24 protein-coding genes are annotated in these 25,522 nt (G+C 55.5%); 6 read left to right on the forward strand and 18 right to left on the reverse strand.

The features are described 5' to 3' along the window. Positions 1–56: 56 nt before the first annotated feature. The 7 genes from addA to regB all read right to left on the reverse strand — a co-directional run bounded on the left by addA (position 57) and on the right by regB (position 11,515). Positions 57–3,461, reverse strand: a complete 3,405-nt coding sequence (gene addA / locus Q1A43_RS14875; RefSeq protein ID WP_299936427.1) for a double-strand break repair helicase AddA — start codon at positions 3,459–3,461, stop codon at positions 57–59. Beyond that, positions 3,458–6,382 (reverse strand): double-strand break repair protein AddB, encoded by a 2,925-nt coding sequence (addB, locus tag Q1A43_RS14880; protein ID WP_299936429.1) that lies wholly within the window; start codon positions 6,380–6,382, stop codon positions 3,458–3,460. The genes addA and addB overlap by 4 nt, the downstream gene beginning before the upstream one ends. Beyond that, positions 6,375–7,046: a nucleotidyltransferase family protein gene (locus Q1A43_RS14885; RefSeq protein ID WP_299936432.1), complete on the reverse strand. Its 672-nt coding sequence runs from the start codon at positions 7,044–7,046 to the stop codon at positions 6,375–6,377. The genes addB and Q1A43_RS14885 overlap by 8 nt, the downstream gene beginning before the upstream one ends. Further along, positions 7,031–8,002 carry a phosphotransferase gene (locus Q1A43_RS14890; RefSeq protein WP_366944269.1) on the reverse strand — a complete coding sequence of 324 codons (972 nt, stop codon included), beginning with the start codon at positions 8,000–8,002 and terminating at the stop codon, positions 7,031–7,033. The genes Q1A43_RS14885 and Q1A43_RS14890 overlap by 16 nt, the downstream gene beginning before the upstream one ends. Continuing rightward, positions 7,999–8,472, reverse strand: a complete 474-nt coding sequence (gene tsaE, locus Q1A43_RS14895) for a tRNA (adenosine(37)-N6)-threonylcarbamoyltransferase complex ATPase subunit type 1 TsaE (protein WP_299936435.1) — start codon at positions 8,470–8,472, stop codon at positions 7,999–8,001. The genes Q1A43_RS14890 and tsaE overlap by 4 nt, the downstream gene beginning before the upstream one ends. Positions 8,473–8,512: 40 nt before the next feature. Continuing rightward, positions 8,513–10,027, reverse strand: a complete 1,515-nt coding sequence (locus Q1A43_RS14900) for a PAS-domain containing protein (protein ID WP_299936438.1) — start codon at positions 10,025–10,027, stop codon at positions 8,513–8,515. 90 nt (positions 10,028–10,117) lie between these two features. Further along, entirely contained in the window at positions 10,118–11,515 is a 1,398-nt protein-coding gene (gene regB, locus Q1A43_RS14905) for a sensor histidine kinase RegB (protein ID WP_299936441.1), read from the reverse strand. A 75-nt stretch (positions 11,516–11,590) separates the two neighbouring features. On the opposite strand from regB, the gene Q1A43_RS14910 reads away from it, so the two are divergent. Next, entirely contained in the window at positions 11,591–12,217 is a 627-nt protein-coding gene (locus Q1A43_RS14910; protein WP_299936443.1) for an SCO family protein, read from the forward strand. A 77-nt stretch (positions 12,218–12,294) separates the two neighbouring features. After that, on the forward strand, positions 12,295–12,849 hold the full coding sequence (locus tag Q1A43_RS14915) for an ActR/PrrA/RegA family redox response regulator transcription factor (protein ID WP_299921954.1): 555 nt from the start codon (positions 12,295–12,297) through the stop codon (positions 12,847–12,849). A 37-nt stretch (positions 12,850–12,886) separates the two neighbouring features. Here Q1A43_RS14915 and Q1A43_RS14920 read toward each other — a convergent pair whose 3' ends face one another. From Q1A43_RS14920 to Q1A43_RS14930, 3 genes are all read right to left on the reverse strand, one after another. Then, complete coding sequence (locus Q1A43_RS14920; RefSeq protein ID WP_299936445.1) at positions 12,887–13,600, reverse strand: hypothetical protein; 714 nt, start codon at positions 13,598–13,600, stop codon at positions 12,887–12,889. Between the two features lie 124 nt (positions 13,601–13,724). Beyond that, complete coding sequence (locus tag Q1A43_RS14925) at positions 13,725–14,210, reverse strand: GNAT family N-acetyltransferase (RefSeq protein WP_299936448.1); 486 nt, start codon at positions 14,208–14,210, stop codon at positions 13,725–13,727. Beyond that, positions 14,207–14,806 carry a YfbR-like 5'-deoxynucleotidase gene (locus Q1A43_RS14930; protein ID WP_299936450.1) on the reverse strand — a complete coding sequence of 200 codons (600 nt, stop codon included), beginning with the start codon at positions 14,804–14,806 and terminating at the stop codon, positions 14,207–14,209. Before Q1A43_RS14930 ends, Q1A43_RS14925 begins: the two co-directional genes overlap by 4 nt. A gap of 203 nt (positions 14,807–15,009) precedes the next feature. On the opposite strand from Q1A43_RS14930, the gene Q1A43_RS14935 reads away from it, so the two are divergent. Beyond that, the gene (locus Q1A43_RS14935; RefSeq protein WP_299936452.1) at positions 15,010–15,327 is read left to right on the forward strand and encodes a hypothetical protein; all 318 of its coding nucleotides are present in this window, start codon (positions 15,010–15,012) and stop codon (positions 15,325–15,327) included. 130 nt (positions 15,328–15,457) lie between these two features. Continuing rightward, a complete protein-coding gene (gene ahcY / locus Q1A43_RS14940; protein ID WP_299936453.1) occupies positions 15,458–16,849 on the forward strand; it encodes an adenosylhomocysteinase in 1,392 nt (463 codons plus the stop codon). 6 nt (positions 16,850–16,855) lie between these two features. On the opposite strand, the gene Q1A43_RS14945 is transcribed toward ahcY, so the two are convergent. The 3 genes from Q1A43_RS14945 to Q1A43_RS14955 form a co-directional block, all read right to left on the reverse strand. Further along, the gene (locus tag Q1A43_RS14945) at positions 16,856–18,991 is read right to left on the reverse strand and encodes a response regulator (protein ID WP_299936455.1); all 2,136 of its coding nucleotides are present in this window, start codon (positions 18,989–18,991) and stop codon (positions 16,856–16,858) included. 266 nt (positions 18,992–19,257) lie between these two features. Beyond that, positions 19,258–20,463, reverse strand: coding sequence for a tryptophan synthase subunit beta (gene trpB, locus Q1A43_RS14950; protein ID WP_299936457.1), 1,206 nt, complete (start codon positions 20,461–20,463; stop codon positions 19,258–19,260). A 76-nt stretch (positions 20,464–20,539) separates the two neighbouring features. Then, positions 20,540–21,142, reverse strand: a complete 603-nt coding sequence (locus tag Q1A43_RS14955) for an HD domain-containing protein (protein WP_299936459.1) — start codon at positions 21,140–21,142, stop codon at positions 20,540–20,542. Between the two features lie 228 nt (positions 21,143–21,370). On the opposite strand from Q1A43_RS14955, the gene Q1A43_RS14960 reads away from it, so the two are divergent. Both Q1A43_RS14960 and Q1A43_RS14965 read left to right on the forward strand, forming a co-directional pair. Continuing rightward, positions 21,371–21,712, forward strand: a complete 342-nt coding sequence (locus tag Q1A43_RS14960; RefSeq protein WP_299936462.1) for a DUF2853 family protein — start codon at positions 21,371–21,373, stop codon at positions 21,710–21,712. 65 nt (positions 21,713–21,777) lie between these two features. Continuing rightward, positions 21,778–22,128: a GFA family protein gene (locus Q1A43_RS14965; protein ID WP_299936464.1), complete on the forward strand. Its 351-nt coding sequence runs from the start codon at positions 21,778–21,780 to the stop codon at positions 22,126–22,128. Positions 22,129–22,335: 207 nt separating this feature from the next. Here Q1A43_RS14965 and Q1A43_RS14970 read toward each other — a convergent pair whose 3' ends face one another. The 5 genes from Q1A43_RS14970 to tsaD form a co-directional block, all read right to left on the reverse strand. Further along, a complete protein-coding gene (locus Q1A43_RS14970) occupies positions 22,336–22,734 on the reverse strand; it encodes a DUF1761 domain-containing protein (protein ID WP_299921976.1) in 399 nt (132 codons plus the stop codon). A 65-nt stretch (positions 22,735–22,799) separates the two neighbouring features. After that, positions 22,800–23,219 carry an EVE domain-containing protein gene (locus tag Q1A43_RS14975; protein WP_299936465.1) on the reverse strand — a complete coding sequence of 140 codons (420 nt, stop codon included), beginning with the start codon at positions 23,217–23,219 and terminating at the stop codon, positions 22,800–22,802. Further along, positions 23,219–23,485, reverse strand: a complete 267-nt coding sequence (locus Q1A43_RS14980; RefSeq protein ID WP_299921979.1) for a YciI family protein — start codon at positions 23,483–23,485, stop codon at positions 23,219–23,221. The genes Q1A43_RS14975 and Q1A43_RS14980 overlap by 1 nt, the downstream gene beginning before the upstream one ends. Before the next feature lie 2 nt (positions 23,486–23,487). Next, positions 23,488–24,438, reverse strand: a complete 951-nt coding sequence (locus Q1A43_RS14985; protein ID WP_299936467.1) for an NAD(P)H-dependent glycerol-3-phosphate dehydrogenase — start codon at positions 24,436–24,438, stop codon at positions 23,488–23,490. Continuing rightward, a complete protein-coding gene (gene tsaD, locus Q1A43_RS14990) occupies positions 24,435–25,514 on the reverse strand; it encodes a tRNA (adenosine(37)-N6)-threonylcarbamoyltransferase complex transferase subunit TsaD (RefSeq protein WP_299936470.1) in 1,080 nt (359 codons plus the stop codon). The genes Q1A43_RS14985 and tsaD overlap by 4 nt, the downstream gene beginning before the upstream one ends. Between the last annotated feature and the right edge of the window lie 8 nt (positions 25,515–25,522).

Raw genomic sequence — 25,522 nt, forward strand, 5'->3', positions numbered from 1 at the left:
GCGGCATTAAGCGGCGCCTGACAGGTAGCGGAAGGTAGGTAGGGGGGCAAGAGTCGTCAAGGTGTCGAAGTGCGACCAAGTGCTTGTGTCACGAGATCGTGCGGTAGCGGCATGTAGTGGTTTGTGGCCGTCCAAATCAGCCCGGTTTCAACCTCGTGATCCGGGAAAATTTGGGTCAAAGCAGCGGCATAGGCCCCCATTTGGCGCAGCAAACCTTCGGGGGTTTCCGCAACGGAACCCGGCACGGTTCGGTTGGATTTGAAGTCAACGGCGATGACTTTTTTGTCACGCACAAGCAGTCGATCAATGATTCCGTGAATGCGCCCGATGTCGGGAATCTCGGCGGTGATCGGAACCTCGGCCAAGGTGCCGGGCGCGAAAAAGGGGGCGAGTGATGCTGTGTTCAACACGGTCAGCGCTTCGGTCAGGATGCTGGGCAATACGTCCGAAATACCCGGTGTTTTGTACTCATTGCCCAACTGCTCCAAAAGCTGCTCGCCACGGCGTGGGCGCTGATCTTCGGGCAGCGGCGCGAGATGCTCCAAAAGGCTATGCAAGATTGATCCACGGGCTTTGGCCAATTCCTCGGTGTCACCACCCGCACCCGCCAGCGCCTTGGCACCACCAAGATCAGAGGGGGATCGTGTTTCAGGCGCGGCGTGTGGTTGCGGGGCGGGGTGTTCAAACACGTCAGGCAGCGGCGTCTTGGAAACGGTTGGTTTGTCCACATGGGTCAAGGTGAGGTGTGACCAATCGGGATTGCCGATTTGACGGCCCGAACCGGTTCCAAATTCGCCAAAGTCATAGTCGACATCAACCGCGCCCGAGGCCTCCATGCCGCGTTGCACCTGTTTGTACCAAACGTCCTCGCCTTTTCCCAAGTTGCCCGAGGCGGCGACAACAAGCCATTTCTCGGCGCGAGTCAGGCCGACATAAAGCAAGCGGTCGCGTTCTTGACGTTCCTTTTCCTCGCGCGCGGCGATGGCGTCGCGGTGCCGGGTCGGACGGGTGGCTGCGCTTTGCTTCCAGAGCGCGCCATGTTCATCGTTCAAAATCGCATCGCGCAGGTCGCGGCGTGGGGCGGCGCAATCGGGCATGATGACAATCGGGGCCTCAAGCCCCTTGGAGCCATGCACCGTCATCACCCGCAGGGTTTCACCGGCGCTGTCTGGGGCGCGTTTGATTTCGAGATTGTCGCTCTGGGCCCATTGCAAAAACCCGGTGAGCGAGGGCACAGCGGATTGCTCATAGCTTAGCGCCTGACCCAGCAGGGCGTTGATGCCATCCTCGGCCTCGGGGCCAAGGCGGCCAATCAAACGGCGACGCCCAAGGTGACGGGTCAGAATGCGATCAATCAGATCATAGGGGCGCAGGAAGTCGGTTTGACCACGAAGATCATCCAGAACGGCCATCGCCTCGGGGAATTCATCGCGGCGATCCCGCAGGCTTTCCCAAAGGTATTTGTCGCCGCGTCGATGGGCGAGGTCAAAGAGTTGCTGTTCAGAAAAGCCAAACAGGGGCGAGCGCAAAGCCGTGGCCAATGCGAGATCATCCTCAGGGGTTGAAAGATAATTCAACAGGGCCAGAATATCGCGCACCGCCAGTTCGGACATGACCTTGAGCCGGTCTGAGCCAGCGATAGGCAGGCCTTCTTGTTTGCAGGCGCGGATGATTTCCTTGAACAACCGCGACCGTCCGCGCACGAGGATCAGGAAATCACCGGCATGAACGGGGCGGGCTTCATAGTCGCCGCTAAACCCTTTTTCGATGGGAAGGGGCGTTTCCGCTTCGATCGTCGTGCGGATGAAATGGGCGACGCGTTTGGCAAGAATGACGGTGTGATGGGTGCTGCCGATCCGGTCAAGCGGCTCGAACCATGCGCCATCGGGGTCTTCTTTGACCTCTTGCACCAAGGGCCAAAGATCGACACGACCGGGCATGCGATCTTTGAAGGCGACGTGTTTTTGATCGGTGGTAAAGCCCGATGAAATCGCCCCGTCAAAGGTATTGTCCGCCAATCGCAAAATCGGCTCGGCCGAGCGGAAACTGTGTTCAAGTATCATCGAATGAAGCGGCGCGTCGGTGGCAAGCAAGCGGTCCTGAAACTCATCTCGCATCCGGTCAAACTCGGACGGATCGGCACCCTGAAACGAATAGATCGACTGTTTTTTATCACCGACAACAAAGATGGTACGGCGCACATCGGTGCGGGCCCCTTCGCCGCTGGTAAATTCTTGGGCTAGGCGTTCAATCACCTGCCATTGCACGGGGCTGGTGTCTTGGGCCTCATCGACAAGGATGTGGTCGATGCCGCCATCTAGACGGTAAAGCACCCATGCCGCCACCGCAGGGTCAGAGAGCAAATCGCGCGCGCGGGTGATCAGATCGTCAAAATCGAGCCAACCGCGGCGGGTTTTTTCCGCCTCATACGCCGGAAGGAAGGCATGGGCGAAGTTGTGCAAGACTATATCGCGCTGGGCGGCGGCGAGGGCGAGGCGTTTGTCGCGCGCGTCTTCCACCCGGCGCATCAGGTCTTCGAGCTGATCCATATGCGGGAGAAGAGCGCCTTCGCGCACAGGTTTGGTCGGGAAGCTGCCGATTTTTGCGGTGAATGGCTCTTTGGCACCGGACCCAGTCAACAGGGTCGATTCCAGAATTTGCAGCGCCTCAAGGCCGGGTTCCTTGATCGCAGAAAGCTTGATCGCCGCCCTTTCGTTGTTGCCGCCGGTCGGCATCAATGTGTCGATCACCGTTCTTAGCAACGGCATCTCGTTTCCGAGAAACACGGAGTCGAGCAGGGTCTGAGGTGTCAGACCATTGGGCAGGTCATAGGCGGCGCGAATACCATCAGCGGTTCGATGCGTGGCAAAGGCTTCGCGGTGGCGGCAGAGTTCGGCCAGAAGGGTTTCGGTGTCGTCACCGGAGATGAAGGGAACGATCCCCTGAACCAGATAGGCCTGGTCTCCGTCTGACATGCGGTCAAGGATATCGGCGCGCAGCAATTCGGCGGAGCGATCCTCCATCTCCTTGAATTGCGGGCTAACCCGCGCCTCAAGAGGAAAGCGCCGCAATAGCGATGAGCAAAAAGAGTGAATGGTTTGAATGCGCAACCCACCGGGGGTTTCAATGGCGCGGGCAAACAGGGTGCGGGCATCGCGTAGGAAGTCTTGGGTCAGGTCAGTTTCGACCCCAAGATCGCCCAACTCGCGCCTCAGATCACCGTCTTCAAGCATCGCCCAGCCGCCCAATCGCTTGAAAAGACGGTTCTGCATCTCGGTGGCGGCGGCCTTGGTATAGGTCAGGCAAAGGATGTGTTCGGGCAAGACCCCATCCAGCAAAAGCCGGGCAACCCGGTCGGTCAACACGCGGGTTTTGCCAGAGCCAGCATTGGCAGCAAGCCAGGTGGAGTTGCCGGGGCGGGCGGCATCAACCTGCCGTTGGGTGGCGAGATCGCGGATCATGTCAGGGTCTCGCTTTCGGCTTGGTCGGTGACATCCCATTCGCCAAAGCGCGACAAGTGGTCATAATCGGCAATATCCGTGTCTTTCATCAAAGCCCGTCGGGCTGTGAACCCCTTGTCCGGGTCGAGATAGGCGGTGATAAGTTGGGTGAATTCCTCCCAAACCTTTTCTGGGTCCATATCTTCAAGCGGGGCGGGCACCTCTTTGGGATCACCGGGTTTCAGAGAGATAAACGCCGCCCTTTCAACGAAACGCGGATCGAGGCCGTCAAACCCGCCTTTGATAAGCATCGCGGCTTCGAGCAGGAGTTGCTTTTCAAAATGCTCTTGCTCCTTTTTGGTCGGGGCAGTGCCGGTTTTGTAATCGTAGATATGCGCGCCACCGCGAGTATCGATATCGATCCGGTCGGCCGTTCCCTTGAGGGTAAAACCCAAGGCCGGGATGTCCGCTTTGCCGTGCACTTCGAACTTGGCAGGGCTGGCGATGGATTGGCGGGCCGTTTCGGATTCGACGAACCAATCGGCGACTTGCGCCATGCGCGATAGCCAAAGTTGGCGGATGGTCGGAAAGGGCACCTTGTCGGGATCGCCGATCAGGGCGTTTGCCTTGGTGTTCAGTGCGTCCGGCGTCATCAAGGTCGGGTCGGAGGTCGCGTCTTTGACAAAATGCTCCAACACTTCGTGAAGCAGTGTCCCCCGCATCAAGGCATCAGGCGCGCGCATCAGCGGATCAAGGGCACGCAGGCGCAGGCTATGGCGCGCATAAATCGCATAGGGATCGCGGACCAAACGTTTGATTTCGGTGACCGAAAGCGCGCGAGGCCGGGCTTCGAGCGGCGGGGCGGGTGACGGGCGCGTTGCGGGAGGGCTCGGCAAAGGCGTTTCGGCGGCTTCGGTAAGTGCTAGCCAATAGGCCCCTCGCATACGCATGGTTTTCAACGCCTCGGGTCCAAAGCGTAGCGGAAGGCCGGTCATCAGGTTGGTCAAACGGTTGACCCAACGCGACGGCACGGTTTCCGCCTCATCCGATTTGAGTGACCGGGTGAGCCAAACCTCCTGCGCGGCGGCGGCTTGTTGGAAGTCATGGGCCGACAGGCCAATGCGCCGATCCGGTAGCAACAACCCGGCGTCCGCCCGCATTTTCCGGTTGAGCCAAGGGTCTGCACCGGGAAGCTCGGGCCAACTGCCTTCGTTGAGACCGGCAAGGATGAGGAGATCAGCCCCCATCACCCGCGCCTCAAGCGTGCCCCAGATTAGGATATGGGGGTGGGGCTTGTCGCGGTCGCGCACCTCACCCTTGGCAATGACAGCGCCGAACAGATCGTTGAAATCGCGCGCGTCCATATCGGCCCCGTACCCCGCCTCGGTGCGCAATTCGTCAATGATCTGAGTGAGCTTGCGTCCGGCATTTTCCTGCCAAAGCGTGCCTGGGCCATCGTCTTCGGATCCACCGGCGATGGCTTCGGCCATGGTGATGGTATCATCAACCCAGGTGCTCAGAGGCAAAAGCCCGTGTCGTTGTAAGTCACAAAACCGGGTGGCGACCCAGTCGGCCCAAACCGGTTGCTCCTTGGCCACACCCCAAGCGCGGATCAGGTCAGCGCGGGGAAAAGGCCAGCCCTTTTTGCGAATGTGTAATTCGAGATTGCGGGTGTTTTGCAGATGTTGACCACGCCCCGCACCCGTATGGGATAGCGGATGTTTGAGCAGGGTTAATAGGATCTCGGCGCTAAGAGGTTGTGAAAATAGCGCCGCAACATGCCGTAAAAACCGCCCCGGAGGGGTGAGCTGTGCGGGAACGCCGGCGCTGTCGTCGGGCAAAATTCCCCAGCGGTCCAAAGTTGACGTGACCTGCCGCGTTAACATCCGGTCAGGTGTGATCAAAGCGGCGGTTGTCCCATCTTCTGCGGCCTGTCGCAGACGCAGCGCAATGGCAAGCGCCTCGTCACGTAAGGACGGAGCGTCAACCATGGTCATTTTGGCGGTGGCGTCACGCAAATCGGGAAGGTCCGGGCCTTCGCTCATCCATTGATGGGTGACGGGGGCAGGGCGCAACGCCAGAGAAATCAGCCGGTTGCGATCGGGGTCAGGGGCCGGAGTACGATCCCATAGCTCAACATCTTGGGGGGCAAGGTCAAGCTGCTGCATCAGTCGGGAAAAGCGAAACTGCGGGTGGTCTTCGCCGGACAGAGGTTCATCCAAACGGTCCCAAACCGCTTGCGGCATGTCGAAATCAAAACCGGGCAGGATGACGGCCCCTTGGGGCAAGGTGGCGACGGCGCGCATGAATTCGGCGGTGGTGCCACGAGAGCCAGTCGACCCGGCAACGATGATCGGGTGTTGGGGGGGGGTGTCCTGCCATTGCGCAAGCCGCAATTGCATGGCCAACCGGTTAAAAGCGGGGGAGTCGGGGGTGCCTTCGTCTTGAAAATAATGCTGAACAATTTTCAGAAAACTAAGTGCGCGTTCCCAATGGCCGGATTGATCGCTGACATCCAGCGCGGCGATGGTTTCGGGGGCAACACCTTCGCCTTGCATCTCTTCCATCAGGCTCGACAGGCTATCGGCCAGATCAAAAAGCGCACTGCGTGGGGCAAGATCAGGCTGTGAATCCAAGAGTTTGGAGATTAGGCCGGTGAGTTCTAGTCGTCTGCGGAGCGCAGGTTCGGGCTCAGGCAACTGCGCGCGAATGATTGGGTCCGCGAGGTCGGTTACCATACGAATTTGTGGCAGCAAACTTGCCGGTCCGGTATCGAAAATGCCGCGCAATCGGCGCGACATGCGTTCGGTGCCGACATAAAGTTCGGTTTGGGCCAGTTCGATTTGAGAGGCAGCGCGGGCCTGAAGACCCGCAACAAGCGATTTGGCGAAATCAACACCGGGTGGCAGGGCAAATAAACGAGGGCCAGAACCATTAAACACGTTGCAACATCTCCTCAGCGAGCTGAATGCCTTCGGGGTGGCCAACATCACACCATTTTCCGGGGTAGGAAAGGCCGCATAACCGGCCGTGGCTTGCCATTTTGTTCCACAAAAGGTTGAGCGAGAACACCGTATCAGGAATATCCGTTAGCCCGTCCGTCTTGATGATTTGGGCACCGGTGTAAACGAGGTCACCTTTGCGATGCAGTTGCCCATCATCAGATAGGCGAAAATCGCCGCCGCCCTTGCGCCCAATCGCGTTTCGCAGCGGTACGCAGAGCAAAAGCGCGTCCATTTTGTCTGGGTTCCAGGCTTGTGTCAGAAGGTCCAAACCATTGGGGCCGGACCAAACCGCATCCGTGTTCAGAGTGAAAACCGGATCAGGGCCAAGTAGCGGCATGGCGTGTCGCAACCCACCGCCGGTGTCCAAGACGTCGGGTGTTTCATGTGAGACAATGAGGTCTTTGCCCTTGGCATAGCTTTCGATTTGGTCGGCATGATAATGCGCGTTGACGACACGGGTTGGAATGGACGCGGTTAGGCCCAATGCGTGATCAAGAAGCGGCTTTCCCGCCACCGGGATAAGCGGCTTGGGGCAGTTTTTGGTCAGTGCGCCCATACGCGTGCCAAATCCGGCGGCAAAAAGCATTACGGCGTTGGGCATAGGGATTTCAACCTTTGTAAGACGTCTGGCGTCGGAGGCGGCAAAGCCTTGTCCAAGATGGATTTGATCGGGGCCAAAGCGGGATGTTGCAGGTCGGTTTGCAGATGCGCCCAAACCCGCGGGATCAGGTCAACGTAGTGAGGTTTGCCACGGGTCGCCGCCAGCCGGGCAAAAACGCCGAGAATACGTAGGTTGCGTTGGGCCCCCAGCACGCTCAGTGATGTGCGAAAACCGGTTTCACCCTGCGATGAATTGGCAAGATAATGATCGATACAGGCCTTGGCAGTGGCGGGGCGCACATCGCGGCGGGCGTCTTCGATCAGGGAGATCAGATCATAGGCGCGATGGCCAACCAAAGCATCCTGAAAATCGAGAAGGCCCGCTTTGGCCGCGCCTTTGCGGTCAGGTAGCCAGAGGATATTTTCGGCGTGGTAGTCACGCATAATCATGACGTTACACGGTGCGCCGTGTTTTTCCAGAATCGGGATAAACGCCGTGATTGCTTGGTCGCGATAGGCTGAACCGTCCGCGCCCGCCCCGGCGGCGTAGCAGTCAAACGCCAAATCCGTCATCTGAGCTAGCGTTTGCGGCGACGCGATGGGGATGTCGGGCGGGGCCGGATGTTGGTGCAACTCCAACAGCGCATCAACAGCGGTCAGATACAGGATTTTCTCCATGTCAGGATCAGAGGCCAGGTTGGCAATTAATCCATCGCCCAAGTCTTCTAGCAACAACAACCCCGGCGCTTGCGCCAAAATCAGAGGGGCACTGAGACCCAGACCGGTCAGGTGGCGAGATAGCCGGGCAAAAAGATCTACGTCCCCGTCAGAGTCTTGCATCATAATCGCTGATTTCCCGTTTAGGGATAGGCGTTGATATTGGCGGGTGGACGCATCGCCGGCCAAAGGTTTGGCGCTGGCGTGACCCCACCCTGCTTGGTCAAGAAATTTCATCATGACATCAATCCGGTCATCAATTTGGTCCAACGGGGGGCCGACCACGTGACGGTTAGATCGCGCCGGTCATCTTGATAACTATCTGAAAAAGTTAAGTGAAGGGCGTCTTGCGGGGTGAGCTCTTCGAGCTTGTCCGGCCACTCCACAAGGCAGATCGCCGTCTCAAACGCGTCGGTGAGACCAAGTTCAACACAGTCATCCGCCGAGCCCAAGCGATAGAGATCGGTGTGCCAAACCTCGCCGGCGGGGGTGTCGTAGACCTGAACCAAGGTGAAAGTGGGCGAGGGGACGTCCTCGGGCGGGTCTTGCAATGACTGGATCAAGCTGCGGGCAAAATGGGTTTTCCCGGCCCCAATTCCGCCCTCTAGCAACAAAACATCGCCGGGGGTCAAGGCGGGTGCCAAGGCGCGCGCCAAATCGGTTGTAGCGTCGGGCGAAGAAAGGGTGGTTGTGATGCGATGCGTGGTCATGGCGCGAAGATACCGTGCCACACCCGCGCTGCAAGGGCGATCAGCTGTTGACGATCTCAGACTGGCTTTCTTTGATCAAAGCACGTTCTTCAATGGTGAATTTGACCATGGTCGCCCCCGCAGCGACGGGCTCAATATGGCATTGAACCGCTTCACCGGTGGTTAGGGCCAGCTGCGCTGTCCACGCGCTTCGGTCCCGTAGGGTCAACACAAATTCGCGCAGTTCCGACCAAATTGGGCTGGGTTCGCAGGCGGCTTGCCAGTCTTTGGTCGCGTCAACGATGGTGATTTCGGCAAAGGCGCTGTCGGGGTCACATTTCCACTGTTTTCGATAGGCTGAGTTGCTAAAGGTCAACACGCCAAGCCGCGAAAACACCGCAACAGAGTCGCTAAAGCAGTCAATCACCGATTGGGTCAATTCAAGTTCTGAGCGGAAACGACGGGTCAATGAAATCTCAGCGCTGATGTCTTCGATCAAAAAGGCCACGGCCCCATCTGGATGCGGGCGACCGGTGATTTTGTAGGTTAATCCCGACGGCAAGGTCCAAGTTTCGCAATACCTGTCCTCTCGTGCGGCAGAGACAACATTGGTTAGCTTTTCTTTCCACGAGGAATAGTTTTTGGGTTCGGGCATCATGCGGTTTTCGCGCATGTGGTCGAAAAAGCTAAGCAAATTGGGTTTGGAGCTTAAAAAATCCACAGGAAGGTGGGTTAGGTCGACAAGTGCGGGGTTAAACAATACCAAGCGCCGCTCACGGTCAAATACCGCCAATCCGATGGGCAAATGGGCAAATGTTTTGGTCAGTGTTTGGACAAAATTGCGCTGCGCCATTTCTGCTTCGACAAGATTATCGATGCTGCAGGCGAAGTGCATCCAACCAAAATTATAAGGTTGTGAGCTCACTTCGTACCAACGCCGACTACCGTCATCGCACGGCAGGCTAACTCGGGATGAACGCGGGCTGTTGGTTGTCGGCGGTGCCAGTTCGAACGGGCAATCCCGGCCAACTGTGTTGCCGGTATCTTTGCAGATTTTCGCATAGGCCGGGTTGTGCCAGATCACTGCTCCCTTTTGATCCATTTCCCAAATCGGATTGGGGGACGTTTCAATCGCGGCCTCAAGACGTTGGTTTCGCGACTCTTTGCGCCTGAATTCAAAGGCTTGCTCGGGGGACAGCGGTTGGCTTTTTATCTCAAGTCGGACCGAGTCGTTTTGCTGAGTTAGTGTCAGGGTCGTTTCACCGTCAGCTTCAGTGAAATAAGTTTTTGTCTCATTGGGTAGCGCATCGGGAAGATCAGGAAATTGCTCTGACAAATCCTCTTTTATTTCCGCCCAAGAGACACCGTTCAGAAACGTCCGATCAAGTATGTCGGCGGCGCTTTCCGTGCTATCGACCACGATGCCATTCCTGAAAAGGATAGCGATTTGCGAGGAAACAGGGCCGTAGGTGGGGACCGTTTTCGGTTTGAAAACGTACCATGACAGGATCGCAGCACCGGCTAAAACAGCAAGTCCTGCGCCGATCCCGACACCGATGGCCATTATTTCGTTCACGATCCCCGACCTTTCAACAAATTGGCTCTTCCTAATATATCAATACTGGTTAACAGCGAGTTAAGGTGTATATCGCAACCTTAGGTAGAGTCAAATTTTGATTGGCTGGTTTTCCCCCACACCCATTCCGATCTCTAGCGGAATCGGAACAATCAACGCGCGTGGCCAAACGACCTCAACTATCGCGCCCTTGCGTTGCCCGGTGCTCCGGTCAGATTGGTAGGGGTCAGATGCGTTGGCAAAGCTAAGCTCGGCACCGGTGCGTTCCAGCAGTGTTTTGGCGATAAAGAGGCCCAAACCCATGCCTTCATACTCTGGGCGCGCCTTTTTTTCCCCCTCGCTCCGACGCCGGCGCATGAAGGGATCCCCGATCCGCCCGATGAGATGAGGTGGGAAACCGCGCCCGTCGTCGACGATTCTGATTGAGATGATGTCTTCGGTCCAGAGGGCTTCAATCCAGACAGAAGTGCGGGCAAAATCTACGGCGTTTTGCACCAGATTGCGCAACCCATGGATGATTTCCGGTTGCCTGAGAATCTGTGGTTGCGCATTTTCACCCCCTGGTCCGGGGCCATCTTCTATTAATATTTCTTTCCCGCGATCCTGATGTGGCTCGGCTGCTTCGCGAATGACTTCAATCAATGGGGCTTGGCGCATATGCAAATCGTCTTTGCCCGCCCGCCCCATAGATCGCAAAATATCGCGGCATCGATCCGCTTGTTCGCGGATCAATTCGGCGTCTTCTTTTAGCTCGGGCCGATCTTCCAACTCATCAACCAGCTCGGAGGATGTTAACTTGATCGTTGCCAAAGGCGTTCCCAACTCATGTGCAGCCGCAGCAACAACGCCACCCAGATCATTCAGTTTCTGCGCGCGCGCTAAGGCCATTTGCGTCGCGGCCAGTGCATCAGACATGGAGTGCATTTCAAGCGTTATCCGCCGAGAATAGAGCGAAATAAACAGCAACGCGATACAGATCGCGATCCATTGACCAAAGACGAAAATGTCGGGGATACGCAGAACAAACCCATCTTCTGTGCGCAAGGGCAGGTGAAAATTCACCATCAGAGTCACAAGAACAAGTGCCGTTGATCCGAGGATAAGCGTCGAACGCAGAGTCAAAACAGAGGCAGACACAGTCACGGGCCCAAGCACAAGCAGGGAAAACGGATTGTTTAAACCACCGGTCAAATAAAGCAGGAAACACAGTTGCAAAAGGTCAAACATGACCATCAAGAAGTTTTCCGTTTCGCTTAACCGCTTGTTTTCCGGAAACACAAAGATCGCGATAAGGTTGCCTATGATCGACACACCAATAGCGAGGTAACACAGGCCCAATTCGAGTTGCAGATTGTACATGCGTTGCGCGACTGTGATCGCGGTGATCTGTCCAACAATCGCAACCCACCGCAACAAAATCATCGTGCGCAGGCGAATCCAATTGCTGCGTTGGTCTTCGCTGATCAGGCCGAGTTCACTTTGTGTCATATGTGCCCTTTCGCCCCTTGCGCGGGGTGCCCCAAGTGTTACCTGTGCCTGAGTTCGATTGAAAGGGAGAGAGCCATGTCTCGTTTGGCTGCCATATCCGCCTCTGTTGCTGTTGTCGCATTGATTGGTGCAACGGCTTATATGACGTTGGGCAATTCGTCGGATGATCCGTTTGAGCAATGCCGCACGGGCGCCGTTGCCGGCGGTGGAGCCGCGATTGGCGGACCGTTCACCTTGGTGAACTCCGAAGGCCAAACTGTGACCGATGTGGATGTGATCACCGAACCGTCACTGATCTATTTCGGCTATACGTTCTGCCCGGATGTTTGCCCGTTCGATAGCGCGCGCAATTCCGAAGCGGTTGATCTTTTGGCCGAACGCGGAATTAGTACGACACCGGTTTTCATTTCGATCGACCCAGAACGTGACACGCCCGAAGTTGTTGGCGAATTTGCATATAACAACCATGAAAAGATGATCGGCCTGACCGGATCACCGGAGCAGGTCAAAGCGGCGTCGCAAACCTATCGCACCTATTTCAAAGCCCAGCCGGCCGAGGATGAATACTATTTGGTGGATCACTCGACCTTCACCTATTTGGTGTTGCCCGAGGTCGGATTTGTCGAGTTTTTCCGCCGCGAAACCACTCCGGAACAGATGGCAGATCAAGTTGCTTGCTTTGCAAAGGCCGCGGGAAAGTAGAAACCGGGTTTGACCATGCCATATTACGCATATAATACTTAGCGTTATTGGCGGGATTTCATCCGGGAGGATAGGCTTTGGCGGAACGCAGCATCGAGGAACTCGGCGACGATAGGTCCCTGTTACTAGTGGACGATGACGAACCTTTTCTGCGGCGATTGGCCAAAGCGATGGAAAAACGTGGATTTGATGTGGAAACGGCTGGGTCGGTTGCCGCCGGATCCGCAGTCGCCACCGCGCGCCCCCCGGCTTACGCTGTTGTTGACCTTCGCCTAGAGGACGGCAATGGGCTCGATGTGGTTGAAGTTCTGAGAGAAAAGCGCCCCGACAGCCGCGTGGTCGTACTAACCGGCTATGGCGCAATTGCGACGGCGGTTGCCGCGGTGAAAATTGGCGCGACCGATTATTTGTCCAAACCGGCCGATGCAACCGACATCATGAATGCACTTTTGGCCAAGGGGGATGATCTTCCTCCGCCACCAGAAAACCCCATGAGCGCGGATCGCGTGCGATGGGAGCATATTCAACGGGTGTATGAATTGTGTGATCGCAACGTGTCGGAAACGGCGCGTCGTTTGAACATGCATCGCCGGACTTTGCAGCGGATATTGGCTAAACGCAGCCCACGTTAAGGCGCGATCGGTTTAGAGATCACGCCTTTCTGGTGCTTTAAAGCAACGACAGCTGAGCGCGGGCCGATACGGCTTCGGCTTCTAGCTTGTTTGTTTCCGCGATGTACCAATCAATGCCTGTTTGCCCTTGGGCCTGTGCATCCATCAGCGCGGATTTCGCTTGGCGTGCTTGACTGGCGCTTAGCGTCAGAGCTTGGGCAACGTCACCGCGCACCTGACGAATTTCGGCAAGTCTGGCGTCATAGGCCTGTTGAGACAGGTTCCCTTGGGCCATTTGTTGCTTCATCTGTGCAATTTCGGCATCTTGCTTGGCGACAAGTTCGGCAACACCACCTGAAACGACATCCATTTGATCATTGGTTTTGCGTAGGCTTGGAAGAACGCGGTTCAATTCGACGATCTCAACCCGCTTTTTCGCCTGTGCTTTGCCAGTGGCATTTCCGGCAACGCCGCCGATCACACCGCCGACAAGGGCCGCCTGAGCGCATTGAGCTTTGGAGCCACCAGCAATCGCCAACCCACATCCCGCAACGGCCCCAAGGGCGGCACCCTTGAATGTTGTTTTACGTACGAGGTCTTTGGACATGCGGTCCAATGCTTGGGCCTGATGGGCCAAAGTCCGCTCTTGTTCGGTCTGAACCATCGGCATGGCATCCCGATTCATCGAGGATGCAAAAGGTGTTTTGGTTTGTGCGCAACCTGCGACGGTTAACACAAGAATGGCGGCAAAAGCTGATTTCAGACGAAACACGACTGGTCTCCAAACAAATCTTTTTAGGGGGAAATCCCCTGTTGAAAACTCTATCGCCTGCAATTGGGGCAAGAATGTGGAAGATTTGTTTCTAATGCGCGAAAAATTAACCTTTTGGGCGAACTTACAGGTCGTAGCGCTTCAAAACCTTGTCTACCGCCTCACCGCTGTCCAGGATCACACCCCGTTTCATCGCGTAATCTTCGAACCCCCGGCTTTGATAATACGCAAGGCCGCCGCTGTTGTCGGCGCGAATGTTGGCATTGATCCACCGATAGCCAAGCTGCCGTGCCGCTTCCTTGGTTTTCTCAAATAGCTTGGATCCGATCCCCATCTTGACCCGACCAACCTTGGCAAAAGTCGCGATATCCACGGCCTCGTCCGGGAGATAGGCTTCTGGTTTGATCAGTTGAAATCCCAAAACGTCACCGGCTTCATCTTCGGCGATGTGCCAGGCTGACACATTGGTATCGCTTTGCATCCAATCCCGGAGGTCCTGAGGCGAAACGGGAGTGGTTAATGCCGTTGTCCCACCTTCGGCAATGATCTCATTTAACAAATTTGCCATCGGACGGGCATCTAAGGGGCCAGCGCGGCGCACAGTAATCATGACATGTCCTTCATCAAGGCGGCATGGCGAGCGGTAAAATCTTGTCTTGCTAGAACCGGCGCGCGGAGTTTGATGTGAAGATCGGAAATAAGATCAAGATCAGGCGCGCCAAAAAGCTTGTCGGCTTCGTCTCGGGTGAACCCGGCAATCTCAACCGCTTCCATCCACGCACTGATCCGATCGGCCTTTTTGATCAGCTTTTTAAGCCGAACCGTCGTGGTCGCGCGCAATCCAAACCGAATGTGAATGGCGGCGGTCAATCGTTTGTCGAGCTCTTCGTAATCGGGGCCAACGGCGGCTTTGACCGGTGAAATCATGTCGCCAATCACGTATTCCGGCGCATCATGCAACAGAGCGGTCAAGCGCTCAGCCGTTGTGGCCTTGGGGTGAATTCGGCCAAAAAGTTCCTCGACCAAGAGGGAATGTTCGGCCACCGAATAGGCGAAATCGCCTTTGGTTTGACCGTTCCAACGCGCCACAAAAGCCAAGCCATGGGCGATATCCTCGATCTCGATATCAACAGGAGTGGGATCCAACAGATCGAGTCTGCGCCCCGATAGCATTCGTTGCCATGCCCGTGTCTGCTTTGTTGCCATTCTGCCACCCTCGTTTTGTGTTGCCGCGAAATTGCCACATTTGATGCGCATGCTAAAGGTCTGGGATCACTTGCTGCCGACTTACACGTGACAAGACGTGTTTGGGTTTGTGCCTGATCTGATCCCATATTTGAACCGAGGGGGGCATGTTCCTCTCCCGGCGTGCCCTCCTCATATTCACAGCAATATGAAAGGACCACGTCATGTTCAAACGTCTCATGAATGCCGCCCTCGTTTTCGGAATGGCCGCGATTGCCCCACCCGCATTTGCCCAAACACATTGCGCCCCGCGCGACGTTGTGGTGGAGCGTTTGCAGAAAGCCTATTCCGAACAACTCACCTCTGGCGGATTAACACAAGGTGACCCAGCCAAATCTGTTGTCGAAATCTGGACATCCAAGGAAACGGGATCCTTCACCGTTTTGGTTTCAACGGCCTCTGGCCTAAGTTGCATCGTCGCTGCGGGGACCGAGTTTTTTGAAGCCGCTCCGATCAAGAAGTCGGATGGAATTCCCAGTTAACAAACGCTCTTTGTTCTATTGGGTGTAAAGGAAACGTGAATAGCTTGCTTTGCTGGTTTATGCGCGTTGCCCGCGCGTTCGGGGAATGATAGGCCGTGCGCCAACGGATCAATCAACCGGAGGCAGGCTCATGGCCGCAGATTACATCGTCAAAGACATTGCGCTGGCCGAATTTGGCCGCAAAGAGCTCGACATCGCTGAAACGGAAATGCCGGGCCTGATGGCACTGCGCGAAGAGTTTGGCGAAAGCCAGCCGCTAAAAGGTGCGCGGATCGTCGGGTCGTTGCACATGACCATCCAAACCGCGGTATTGATCGAAACGCTGGTTGCCTTGGGGGCCGATGTGCGCTGGGCGTCGTGCAACATTTTCTCGACCCAAGACCACGCAGCCGCGGCGATTGCCGAGGCAGGAGTTCCTGTTTTCGCCATCAAAGGTCAGTCGCTGGTTGAGCATTGGGATTACCTTGATAAATCCTTCATGTTCCCAGAAGGGGCTAATCTTATCCTAGACGATGGCGGCGATGCGACGCTTTATGTGTTGCTGGGTGCGCGCGTTGAGGCAGGCGAAGTGGATTTGATCGAAATTCCGACTTCGGAAGAAGAAGAAGCCATCTTTGCTCAGATCAAAAAGCGCATGGCCGCCAGCCCCGGTTGGTTCACCAAAACGCGCGAAGCGATTTTGGGTGTGTCCGAAGAGACAACCACCGGCGTTCACCGCTTGTATGATTTGGCGAAAAACGGTCAGCTGCCGTTCCCGGCGATTAACGTCAACGACAGTGTGACCAAGTCGAAGTTCGACAACAAATACGGTTGTAAAGAATCTCTGGTCGACGGGATTCGTCGTGCCACCGACACCATGATGGCCGGTAAAGTCGCGGTTGTTTGCGGTTATGGCGATGTTGGCAAAGGCTCTGCGGCGTCGCTGGCCGGTGCTGGTGCCCGTGTGAAAGTGACCGAAGCCGATCCGATTTGCGCCCTTCAGGCGGCGATGGACGGTTTTGAGGTTGTTTTGTTGGAAGACGTTGTCGATTCTGCCGATGTGTTCATCACCACAACCGGCAACAAGGACGTGATCCGCATCGAGCATATGCGCGAGATGAAGAACATGGCCATCGTTGGCAACATCGGTCACTTTGACAACGAAATTCAGGTTGCCTCGCTCAAAAACCACAAATGGACCAACATCAAGGACCAGGTGGACATGATCGAAATGCCATCCGGCAACAAGATCATCCTGCTGTCCGAGGGTCGTTTGTTGAACCTTGGCAATGCCACCGGGCACCCGTCTTTTGTGATGTCGGCGTCCTTTACCAACCAAGTTCTGGCACAGATTGAGCTTTGGACAAATGGCGACGAATACAAGCCGGGCGTGTTCATTCTCCCTAAGCATTTGGATGAGAAAGTTGCGCGCCTACACTTGGGGCGGATCGGTGTTAAACTGACCGAGCTGTCGGCAGAGCAGGCGGCCTATATTGGGGTCAAACCCGAAGGCCCGTTCAAGCCAGAGCACTACCGCTACTAAAAAGACCTAAGGACCCGGTGATTGACCGGTGTTATCGGGGCCAAGGTGAGCGACGATTGTGTCGATCAGCTTGGCCCTTTTTACTGGCTTGGCCAAAAACCCATTCATTCCCGACGCGCGACATGCTTTGCGGTCCTCCGGTAAAGCGTTGGCGGTCAGCGCCAAAATAGGTGTGTTCCGGGAGCTTTGTTTTTCTTCGATCATCCTGATTAACTGTGTCGCCTCATGTCCGTTCATTTCCGGCATGGCGATATCCATCAACACAAGATCAGGGTGCAGTGTTTCAAACATCTCGACGGCTTCAAGGCCGTTATTGGCCAAATTGATATTGGCCCCGGTGTTTTTAAGCAGCTTTTGGACAACGAGTTGATTGGTTCGATTGTCCTCAGCCAAGAGGATGCGAACCTTGGACAAATCTGGGTCTTGTGAATTGATTTTGGTGTTTGGCTGTTTTCCAAAACTTTGATCCAGAGCGCGGCAGAGCGCCGTGCTAAACTCTCGGAGTTTGATGGGCTTGCGGAACGACCCCGAAAACCCCCGCTGTTTGATTTTGTTGGAAGAATGATCGCGATCGGCACGCAGCATTATAATGCAAGGAAGATCGGTGATAGATTTCATCTCATCCATCAAGTCAGCGCTATTCTTGTCACCAATCCCGTGGTCAATCAGGCAAAGATCCGGTTGAATACTCTGATTTTTCAGGGTTTCGAGCATTTCCAACGCGCTGCGACCGGATGGGCACGCCACGGGTTGCGCCCCAAAGAGGCGGAGCGTTCTGCATAGTGACCGGCTCATGCTCTGGCGGCTTTCTGCTATCAAAACACGCTTGCCCGCGAGCAAATCCTGTGACCTATTCCAGTACTCTTGGCTGTCTTTTGAGCATTCAATCTGTTTGAGGGGCAGGCGTATCTCAAATTCTGACCCCATCCCAAGGTCAGAGACCGCGGATAGGGAACCGCCCATCAATCGCGTCAGTTTGGATGTGATCGTCAAGCCAAGTCCAACGCCATCAAAGCGTCGGGTTGCGCCGTTTTCGATCTGGGAAAAAGCCTCAAAAATCTTATCAAGCTGGTCTTCTGCTATGCCAACACCGGTATCCGATACAGTTATAGTGACTTGACCGTCTTGAGTGTTTCCCAGCGAAATGCTGACATGACCGGCCATCGTAAATTTCGCGGCGTTGCCGACTAGGTTTAACAAGCATTGGCGTATACGCGCAGCGTCCCCTTCAAAACACAGCGTGTCGGGCATTTCGCTGTCGACGGTGATTTCGACAGATTTTGCCGAAAGTGAGGACGCAAAAATAGTGGCAACATCTTCACCCAGTTGGCGCAAGTTGAACGGTGTGTTGACCAGCTCGAGTTGACCGGATTCAATCTTGGAGAAATCAAGCAGATCATTGATGATGCGCAGCAGAGCGGTTGAGCTTTGAGATATCGTGGAAACGATGGATCGTTGTTCAGAATTCAACTCTGATCGTTCCAACAAATCAAACATGCCGATGACGCCATTCATCGGCGTTCTAAGTTCATGGCTCATCTGAGCAAGGAACGCAGATTTTGTTTGTTCTGCTTTTTCCGCCCGTTGGCGGGCCTGTCGCAGATGCAGAACCAGTTTCCTTAGTCGAAACCAAAACGCCAGAACAATCCCAAACGGAATAATCATGGCCGCCACAATCAACAGCCCAATGGTCAAAATCAGTTTGGTAAACAGTGTCCGTACATCAACCGCCGCATCTGTCACATCAAGATAGGCTTCGAACACGCCGGCAAGCTGCCCATCAATGAAAATAGGAATATAGGATTCGGCAAAGTGATCCGGTGCGCTCAGGTCATGGGACCCATCACATATCTCTGTCGCCGGTTGCCCAGTTGTCAGTACATGATGAAGCGGTGTGCTTGCCCCTAAATGGGTGTCGTGCGGATCACTTGAAATCTCGCTATGTCCGGATTCCAAGACAAGCTGCCCCTGAAGATTAAATAGTTTGAATCGAAATACGTCAGAGGAATTGCGATAGTTTTCAAGGCGATCCTGTTCTTCCGCGGACAAGGGTGTTCCACTTAACCAGCCTTCAATCTGAGATTCCTCTGCGGTTAAAATGCGAAGCCACATTTGCGCAGACTGTTCTGCGCGCGCGGTCATCTCTCCTTGGGCAGCGGAAAAGCTAAGCCGACTACCGAGCCAAAGGCACAGAGCTAAGGCGACAAAAGACGCGAAAAAGACAGTTAGAGTTCGGCGCATTCAGACAAGTACCTATTCGGCGTCTGACTTTGTTAAACGGTCCTTGTTAACGAGCCCTGAAGTGCGACAAAGAAGAGTTGTGTCAGAGGCAGATAACTGCAGTCAATTATCTGAATTTGATAAGTGCCCCTGCCGAGGTTTTGAGCTGGATCGGCAGGGGGCGTTTGTCAGAGAGCGTCACCAAAACCGAAGGTTTCAGTGACATAATCGATGTCTTTGTCACCGCGACCTGACAGGTTGATCAGGATTGACTTGCCCGGATTTTTAGGCGCTTCGCGTTGGGCAAAGGCCACAGCGTGGGCGCTTTCTAGGGCGGGAATGATGCCTTCGTGACGGCTTAGGTCGTAAAACGCCTTGAGCGCCTCTTTGTCGTTGGCGGCGGTGTAGTTTGCCTTGCCTGTACGATAAAGGTGGGCGTGTTCCGGGCCGACGCCGGGGTAATCAAGGCCCGACGCCACGGTGTGAACCGGCGCGGGTTCCCCGGCTTCGTCCTTGAGAACCATGGTGCGGAACCCGTGAATATCGCCGTCTTCACCATAGGTGATCGTGGCGGCATGTTCGCCCAGTTTGGATGATGTTCCGAGCGGCTCAACACCGTAAAGTTGGACGTCATCTTCGATGAACCCAGCAAAGAGGCCCATTGCGTTCGACCCACCGCCAACACAGGCGGCCACGATGTCTGGAAGCTCGCCAGTCATCTCAAGGAATTGTTCCCGCGCTTCGATGCCAACGATATGTTGGAAATCACGCACCATCATTGGGAAGGGATGCGGGCCGACCACAGAACCGATTGCAAATAGGGCTTGATCCGCTTGTGGAACATAGGCCTGAAAGGCGCTATCAACCGCCTCTTTGAGCGAGCGACCGCCAAAGCCAACCGGAACAACCGTCGCGCCAAGAAGTTTCATCCGGGTGACGTTGGGCGCTTCTTTTTCGATGTCGATCTCACCCATGTGGATCTCACATTCCATGCCGAAATAGGCGGCGGCAGTCGCCAGCGCGACGCCATGTTGACCGGCCCCGGTTTCCGCCATCAGCTTGGTTTTACCCATGTGCTTGGCCAAAAGCGCCTCGGCCATACAGTGGTTAAGCTTGTGTGCGCCAGTGTGGTTCAGGTCTTCGCGCTTGGCGTAAATCTGGGCACCACCAGCTAGATCGGACAGGTTTTTGAGATGGGACACCGGGGTTGGACGGCCCTGAAAATGCTTGCGGATATAGCGCAGGTCGCGAATGAACTCGGACGATTTGGAAATCTTCTCATAGGCTTCGCGGATTTCCTTGAAATGCGGCTCAAGCGGCGGCGGTAATTGCGCCCCGCCATAGTCGCCAAAGAACCCATCCGCGTTGGGCGTGTTTTTCAAATAAGATGTCATGATGTGCCTCCCACTTTTCTGGCGCTCAGGTTGGCCGCAGCCTAACCCGATGAGCAAAGTGGGAAATTGACGCATGTCATGATGTTAGAGAAGAAACAAACCCTTCGCGGATGACGTCGGGGTCATAGGCTTTGCGCGCGAAAACCTTGCGCAACATCGGTTCGAAATGCTCTAGCGGCTGCATGTCGTAATCAGGATCAAAAGAAGACTGATCCCAGCGCTCGCAAAAGGCAGCGCAACTTTGAAAGCAGGGGTGATCCTTGAATTGATCACGGGCGTTTTCATCCCAGTTATAGTGATGCGCATAGTAGAGCATCTGAAAAATGCCGTGATGTTCAACGACCCATGCGACATCCCATCGAACAAAGGGGCGGATCACCTCGGCACTAAACCGATCGTGGTTTTGTGGGGCCAACCCGTCGCCGATGTCATGCAGCAAGGCCCCAACGATCCAATCGATATCGGCCCCATCCCGTTCGGCCCGTGTGGCGGATTGAAGACCATGCTCAAGCCGGTTGACTTTGTAGCCTTCGAGGCTGACCTCCCCTTGGCGACGAAGTTCATCAAGGATGCGATCCGCGGTCATGGCCAAATAGGGTTTTTCGAGCTTTTGCAGCAAAAGATATTCGTCCTTGGTCCCGTCTTTCATCTGGGTAAAGGAGACTTGGTTGTCTTGCATTGCGGAACACCTCTGCTGGCCTTGTTGGTCAGGATCAGTTTTGCGGTGTCTATGTGCGCAGTCTTGACCATCTCCGACCAAAACGCGTCGCGCCCCGCACATGGGAAAGCGCGGGTGTTTTTATCATTGCCTGCCTGTGAATAACCATTAATCTTGCGTCAGATGGCCAAAAGGGCCTTCAATACCAAGTTAAACGGGGTGTGGGACCCCGATATGAGGGAGTTACCTATGGGCAAGCGCGACGAGCTAATTGCGAAATACGCGGACGATCTGAAAAACAAATGCGGCATGGAGCCAGACATGGACCTGCTGACCAAAGTCACCATTGGCTGCGGCCCGGCGATTTACAACGACGACGCCTCGACTGTTGCTGGGTCGCAGGAATCTGAACTTGAAACAGTGAAAAACAACTTCCTGATCAAGAAGCTTGGTCTAGCTGATGGCCCCGAGCTTATGGATGCGATCCAGCAGGCGATCGCAACCTATGGCAAATCCGAGCGCAACAAATACCGCGCGGTGTTCTATTACCTTCTGGTCAAACAGTTCGGCAAAGAGTCGGTTTACGGCTAAGTAAGTTGACAAGCGATTTAACAAGGCCCCTGAATTTCGGGGGCCTTTTGTTTTGGGAGAATACTATGATCGAAACCACCTGTCATTGCGGTGCGGTTCGCATCAAATTTAATGACACGCCTGAATTTTCCGTGTCCTGCAATTGTTCAGTCTGCCATCGACTTGGCACACATTGGATTTACTCGGATCGGCCGAATATTACTATCAAAGGCGCAACCAAAGCCTATGCATATGGTGATAAGAACCTTGCCTTTCATAGCTGTGTGACCTGTGGATGTACGACCCATTGGGCCAATTTGAAGGAGCCGGAGTCCGGGCGTATGGCCGTAAACCTAAAGCTGGCGGATCGCGAAATCGGCGCTCAGATACCGTTACGTCACTTTGACGGTGCCGATACATGGCGTTTCGTGGATTAAGAAGGTGTGAGTGTTTTCAAGCCGTTTCCATGCACAATTACCTGAAATTGCAGGTATTCGGAGTTTGCTAGGACACGGGTGTTTGGCTATGTTGAAAAAGAACCGGCTAGAAGGCTGGGACCAAGTTTCAGTTACACGTGTGGTGCGTAGGGAGCACGTGGGTGGACGGAGGGTTCCGGTATGTACCGGTGCCCTCCGTCATAAATTCTAGAACAATGTCAACACCACCCCCATGATGGCGCAGGCGATGGTCGCGTACCCGCCGTCAATCAGGGTGAGTTTTTTGGGCCGATTGCCATAGGCATTGTTGATCGCAATCCAAGGTGTGATGAAAAACAATCCAATCCCGATGCCGGAAATCAGGCCTTTGCCCAAGGTATCGATACTGGCAAGCTCGAACACATGGCGCATCATTCCCGCCACAACCAGCTGCATCAAAAACGTTCCGACATAGAGCATCGGGTTGGCCCCGTTGACCGGCTGACCCTGATCATTGCGGGGCACGCCGGATGCCTCCATCCACGGTTCGGCCAGTTTCATGTAATAGGCCGACCCGGCCGCAAACGATGCGACGGCTGCCACAAGCACATTGATAATTTCGAGCATTCTGCCCCTCCTGTTCGTCAAAAGACGTCTCGCAAGGGCAGTTTGCCGCAGCTTGTCCCGCGCGCCTAGGGGGAAATCCCGGCCAGTGTGCAGATCAGCGCCCATTCCGTCTCTGTCACGGGCTGAACGGATAGTCGGGAATTTTTGACCAAAACCATTTCGGACAAGTCGGGATGGGCCTTGATGTCGTCCAAGGTGACAGGCGTTTGAACCGGGTGTACCGCACGGATGTCGACACAGTCCCAGCGGTCGTCGTCGGTTGTGCTGTCGGGGTGCGCCTCGGCGCAGACTTCGACGACACCGACCACGGCTTTTTCTTTTTGCGAATGATAGAAAAAGCCGCGATCCCCAATGGACATCTCACGCATAAAATTGCGCGCCTGATAATTGCGGACGCCGTCCCATTCTTCGCCGGTGTCACCCTTGGCGACCTGTTGATCCCAAGACCACGTGGATGGCTCTGATTTGAACAGCCAGTAACGCATCAGATCACCTTGTTCCAAACGATCAGTTCAGTCGATTCAAACAGGCCGGCCTTGTTGTAGGGATCATGGGCAACCCAATCTTGGGCGGCGGCCATGTCATGAAGATCGAGGATCACGAGAGAGCCGCACATCTCTCCGTTGTCATCCATCAATGGCCCGGCTTGGGCAACATTTGTGGCCTTTAGGTATTCCACATGGGCGGGGCGGTTTTCCTGACGGATGGCCAACGCGCCGGGTTTATCCTTGGCGATCAAAGCGATAAGCATGTTTATTCCTCTTTCAACGGGCGAGATAGCAATTGGGTCATAACGTCATCTACGGTTACACGCCCTTGGGTCAAGGCGGCGACGGCGTGACAAATGGGGAGCGATAGGCCGGTGTCGATAGCAATACGGTCCATGGCCTGCGCAGTGGCGGCCCCTTCGACGGTGATGGCGGGGTCAAACGCTTGTTTGCGCCCCAAAGACAAGCCGAGCCGGTAGTTTCGCGACAGTTCAGACGTGCAAGTCAGCGCCAAGTCACCAAGGCCGGACAGCCCAGCCATCGTTTCGGGCCGCGCGCCTTGGGCGGCGGCAAAGCGGGTCATTTCGGCAAACCCGCGGGTCATCAATGCAGCGCGCGCACTGTCGCCAAGCCCGGCACCAATCGCCGCGCCACAGGCAATCGCCATAACGTTTTTCAGCGCCCCCCCAAGTTCGGCACCAATGGTGTCGGTGCTGCGATACAGGCGAAGGTTTGGGGTCGCGAGTCGATGCTGAACCTGTTTGCCCATGTCATCATCGGAGCAGGCAAGCGTCAGAGCGGTTGGCAATCCGCGCGCAATGTCATCGGCAAAGCTCGGCCCGGTCAAAATAGCGGCGGTCGCGTCTGGCTTTGCAGCGGATAAAATCCCCACTGGTCCGCGCCCGGTTCGCAGATCAACACCTTTGCAACACGCGACCAAGGCCTTGTCAGTGAGGTCGGAATTGATGCGGTTTAGGAGGCCGGATAGGCTTTGCATCGGTGTTGAAAACAACAGCACGTCATTGGTGACGGCTCGGTCAAGATCTTGAGTGATTTGGATGTTTTGGGGGAGTTTGTGCCCCGGCAATTTTGGGCTTTCACCCGTAGCCAAAAGGTCCGAAATATCCCGCGCCCAAAGGGTCACCGGGCCATTTTGCGCCAAGGAAATGGCCAAGGCGGTGCCAAAAGCTCCGGCTCCGAGAACTGAAACACTCATGCTTTTGCGCCTTTCTTTCCCGATCCAATCAGCGGTTTTGCATTTTGATCCAAAGGCCATCTTGGACGCGCTGAAAGAGTCATGTCACTGGTTTTTCCAAGAGCCAATAATTCTGACCCAGCGTAGGCAATCATCGCGGCGTTATCGGTGCAAAGCGCAAGCGGCGGTGCGGTAAAACGTATGTTGGAAGTGGCGCAAACAGTCTCTAACCCGGCACGAAGCGCCATATTTGCCGCTACGCCGCCCGCAACGGCCAAAGCGGGGTCCGAAGGGTGTTCGTCAAGGTATGCTGTGATGGCACGGCGGGTCTTTTCGACAAGAACGTCGCGCACAGCGGCTTGAAACCCGGCGCAAAGATCATTGCGATCTTGTTCGGTTAATCCGCCCTGATCGGCGATGATCTGATCGCGTTGACGCAGCAATGCCGTTTTCAAACCCGAGAAAGACAGGTCACAACCGGGGCGATCAAGCAACGGCCGTGGAAAACGAAACCGCTTTTCATCACCCTTCTTTGCGGCCGCTTCAACCGATGGACCACCGGGTTGCGGAAGGCCCAAAAGCCGGGCGGTTTTGTCAAAGGCTTCGCCGGGGGCGTCATCAATTGTGCCGCCAAGACGGGTGAAATCGTCAACGCCTCGCACGATTAGAAACTGACAATGCCCCCCAGAAACCAGCAGCATTAAGTAAGGGTAAGCAAGGCCATCGGTCAGGCGCGGCGTCAAGGCGTGCCCGGCCAAGTGGTTCACCCCAATCATGGGCTTGTTGAGACCAGCGGCGAGACCCTTGGCCATCATGACGCCGGACAACACCCCGCCGATCAAACCGGGGCCAGCGGTGACGGCAATGGCGTCTATCTCTTGAAGCGAGGTTCCGCTTTCTTTCACGGCTTGCACAATGGCACCGTCCAGCCGTTCGGCATGCGCGCGCGCGGCAATTTCCGGGACAACGCCGCCAAAATCCGCATGAAGCTGGGTTTGGCCCAAAACCACCGAGGAGAGCACATCGCGCCCCCGTAACACCGCGGCTGCGGTATCATCACAGCTGCTTTCCAGCCCAAGTATCAGGGGAGGTGTCATCCGGTCTT

The organism is uncultured Pelagimonas sp., from assembly GCF_947498515.1.
Taxonomy (GTDB): Bacteria; Pseudomonadota; Alphaproteobacteria; order Rhodobacterales; family Rhodobacteraceae; genus Pelagimonas.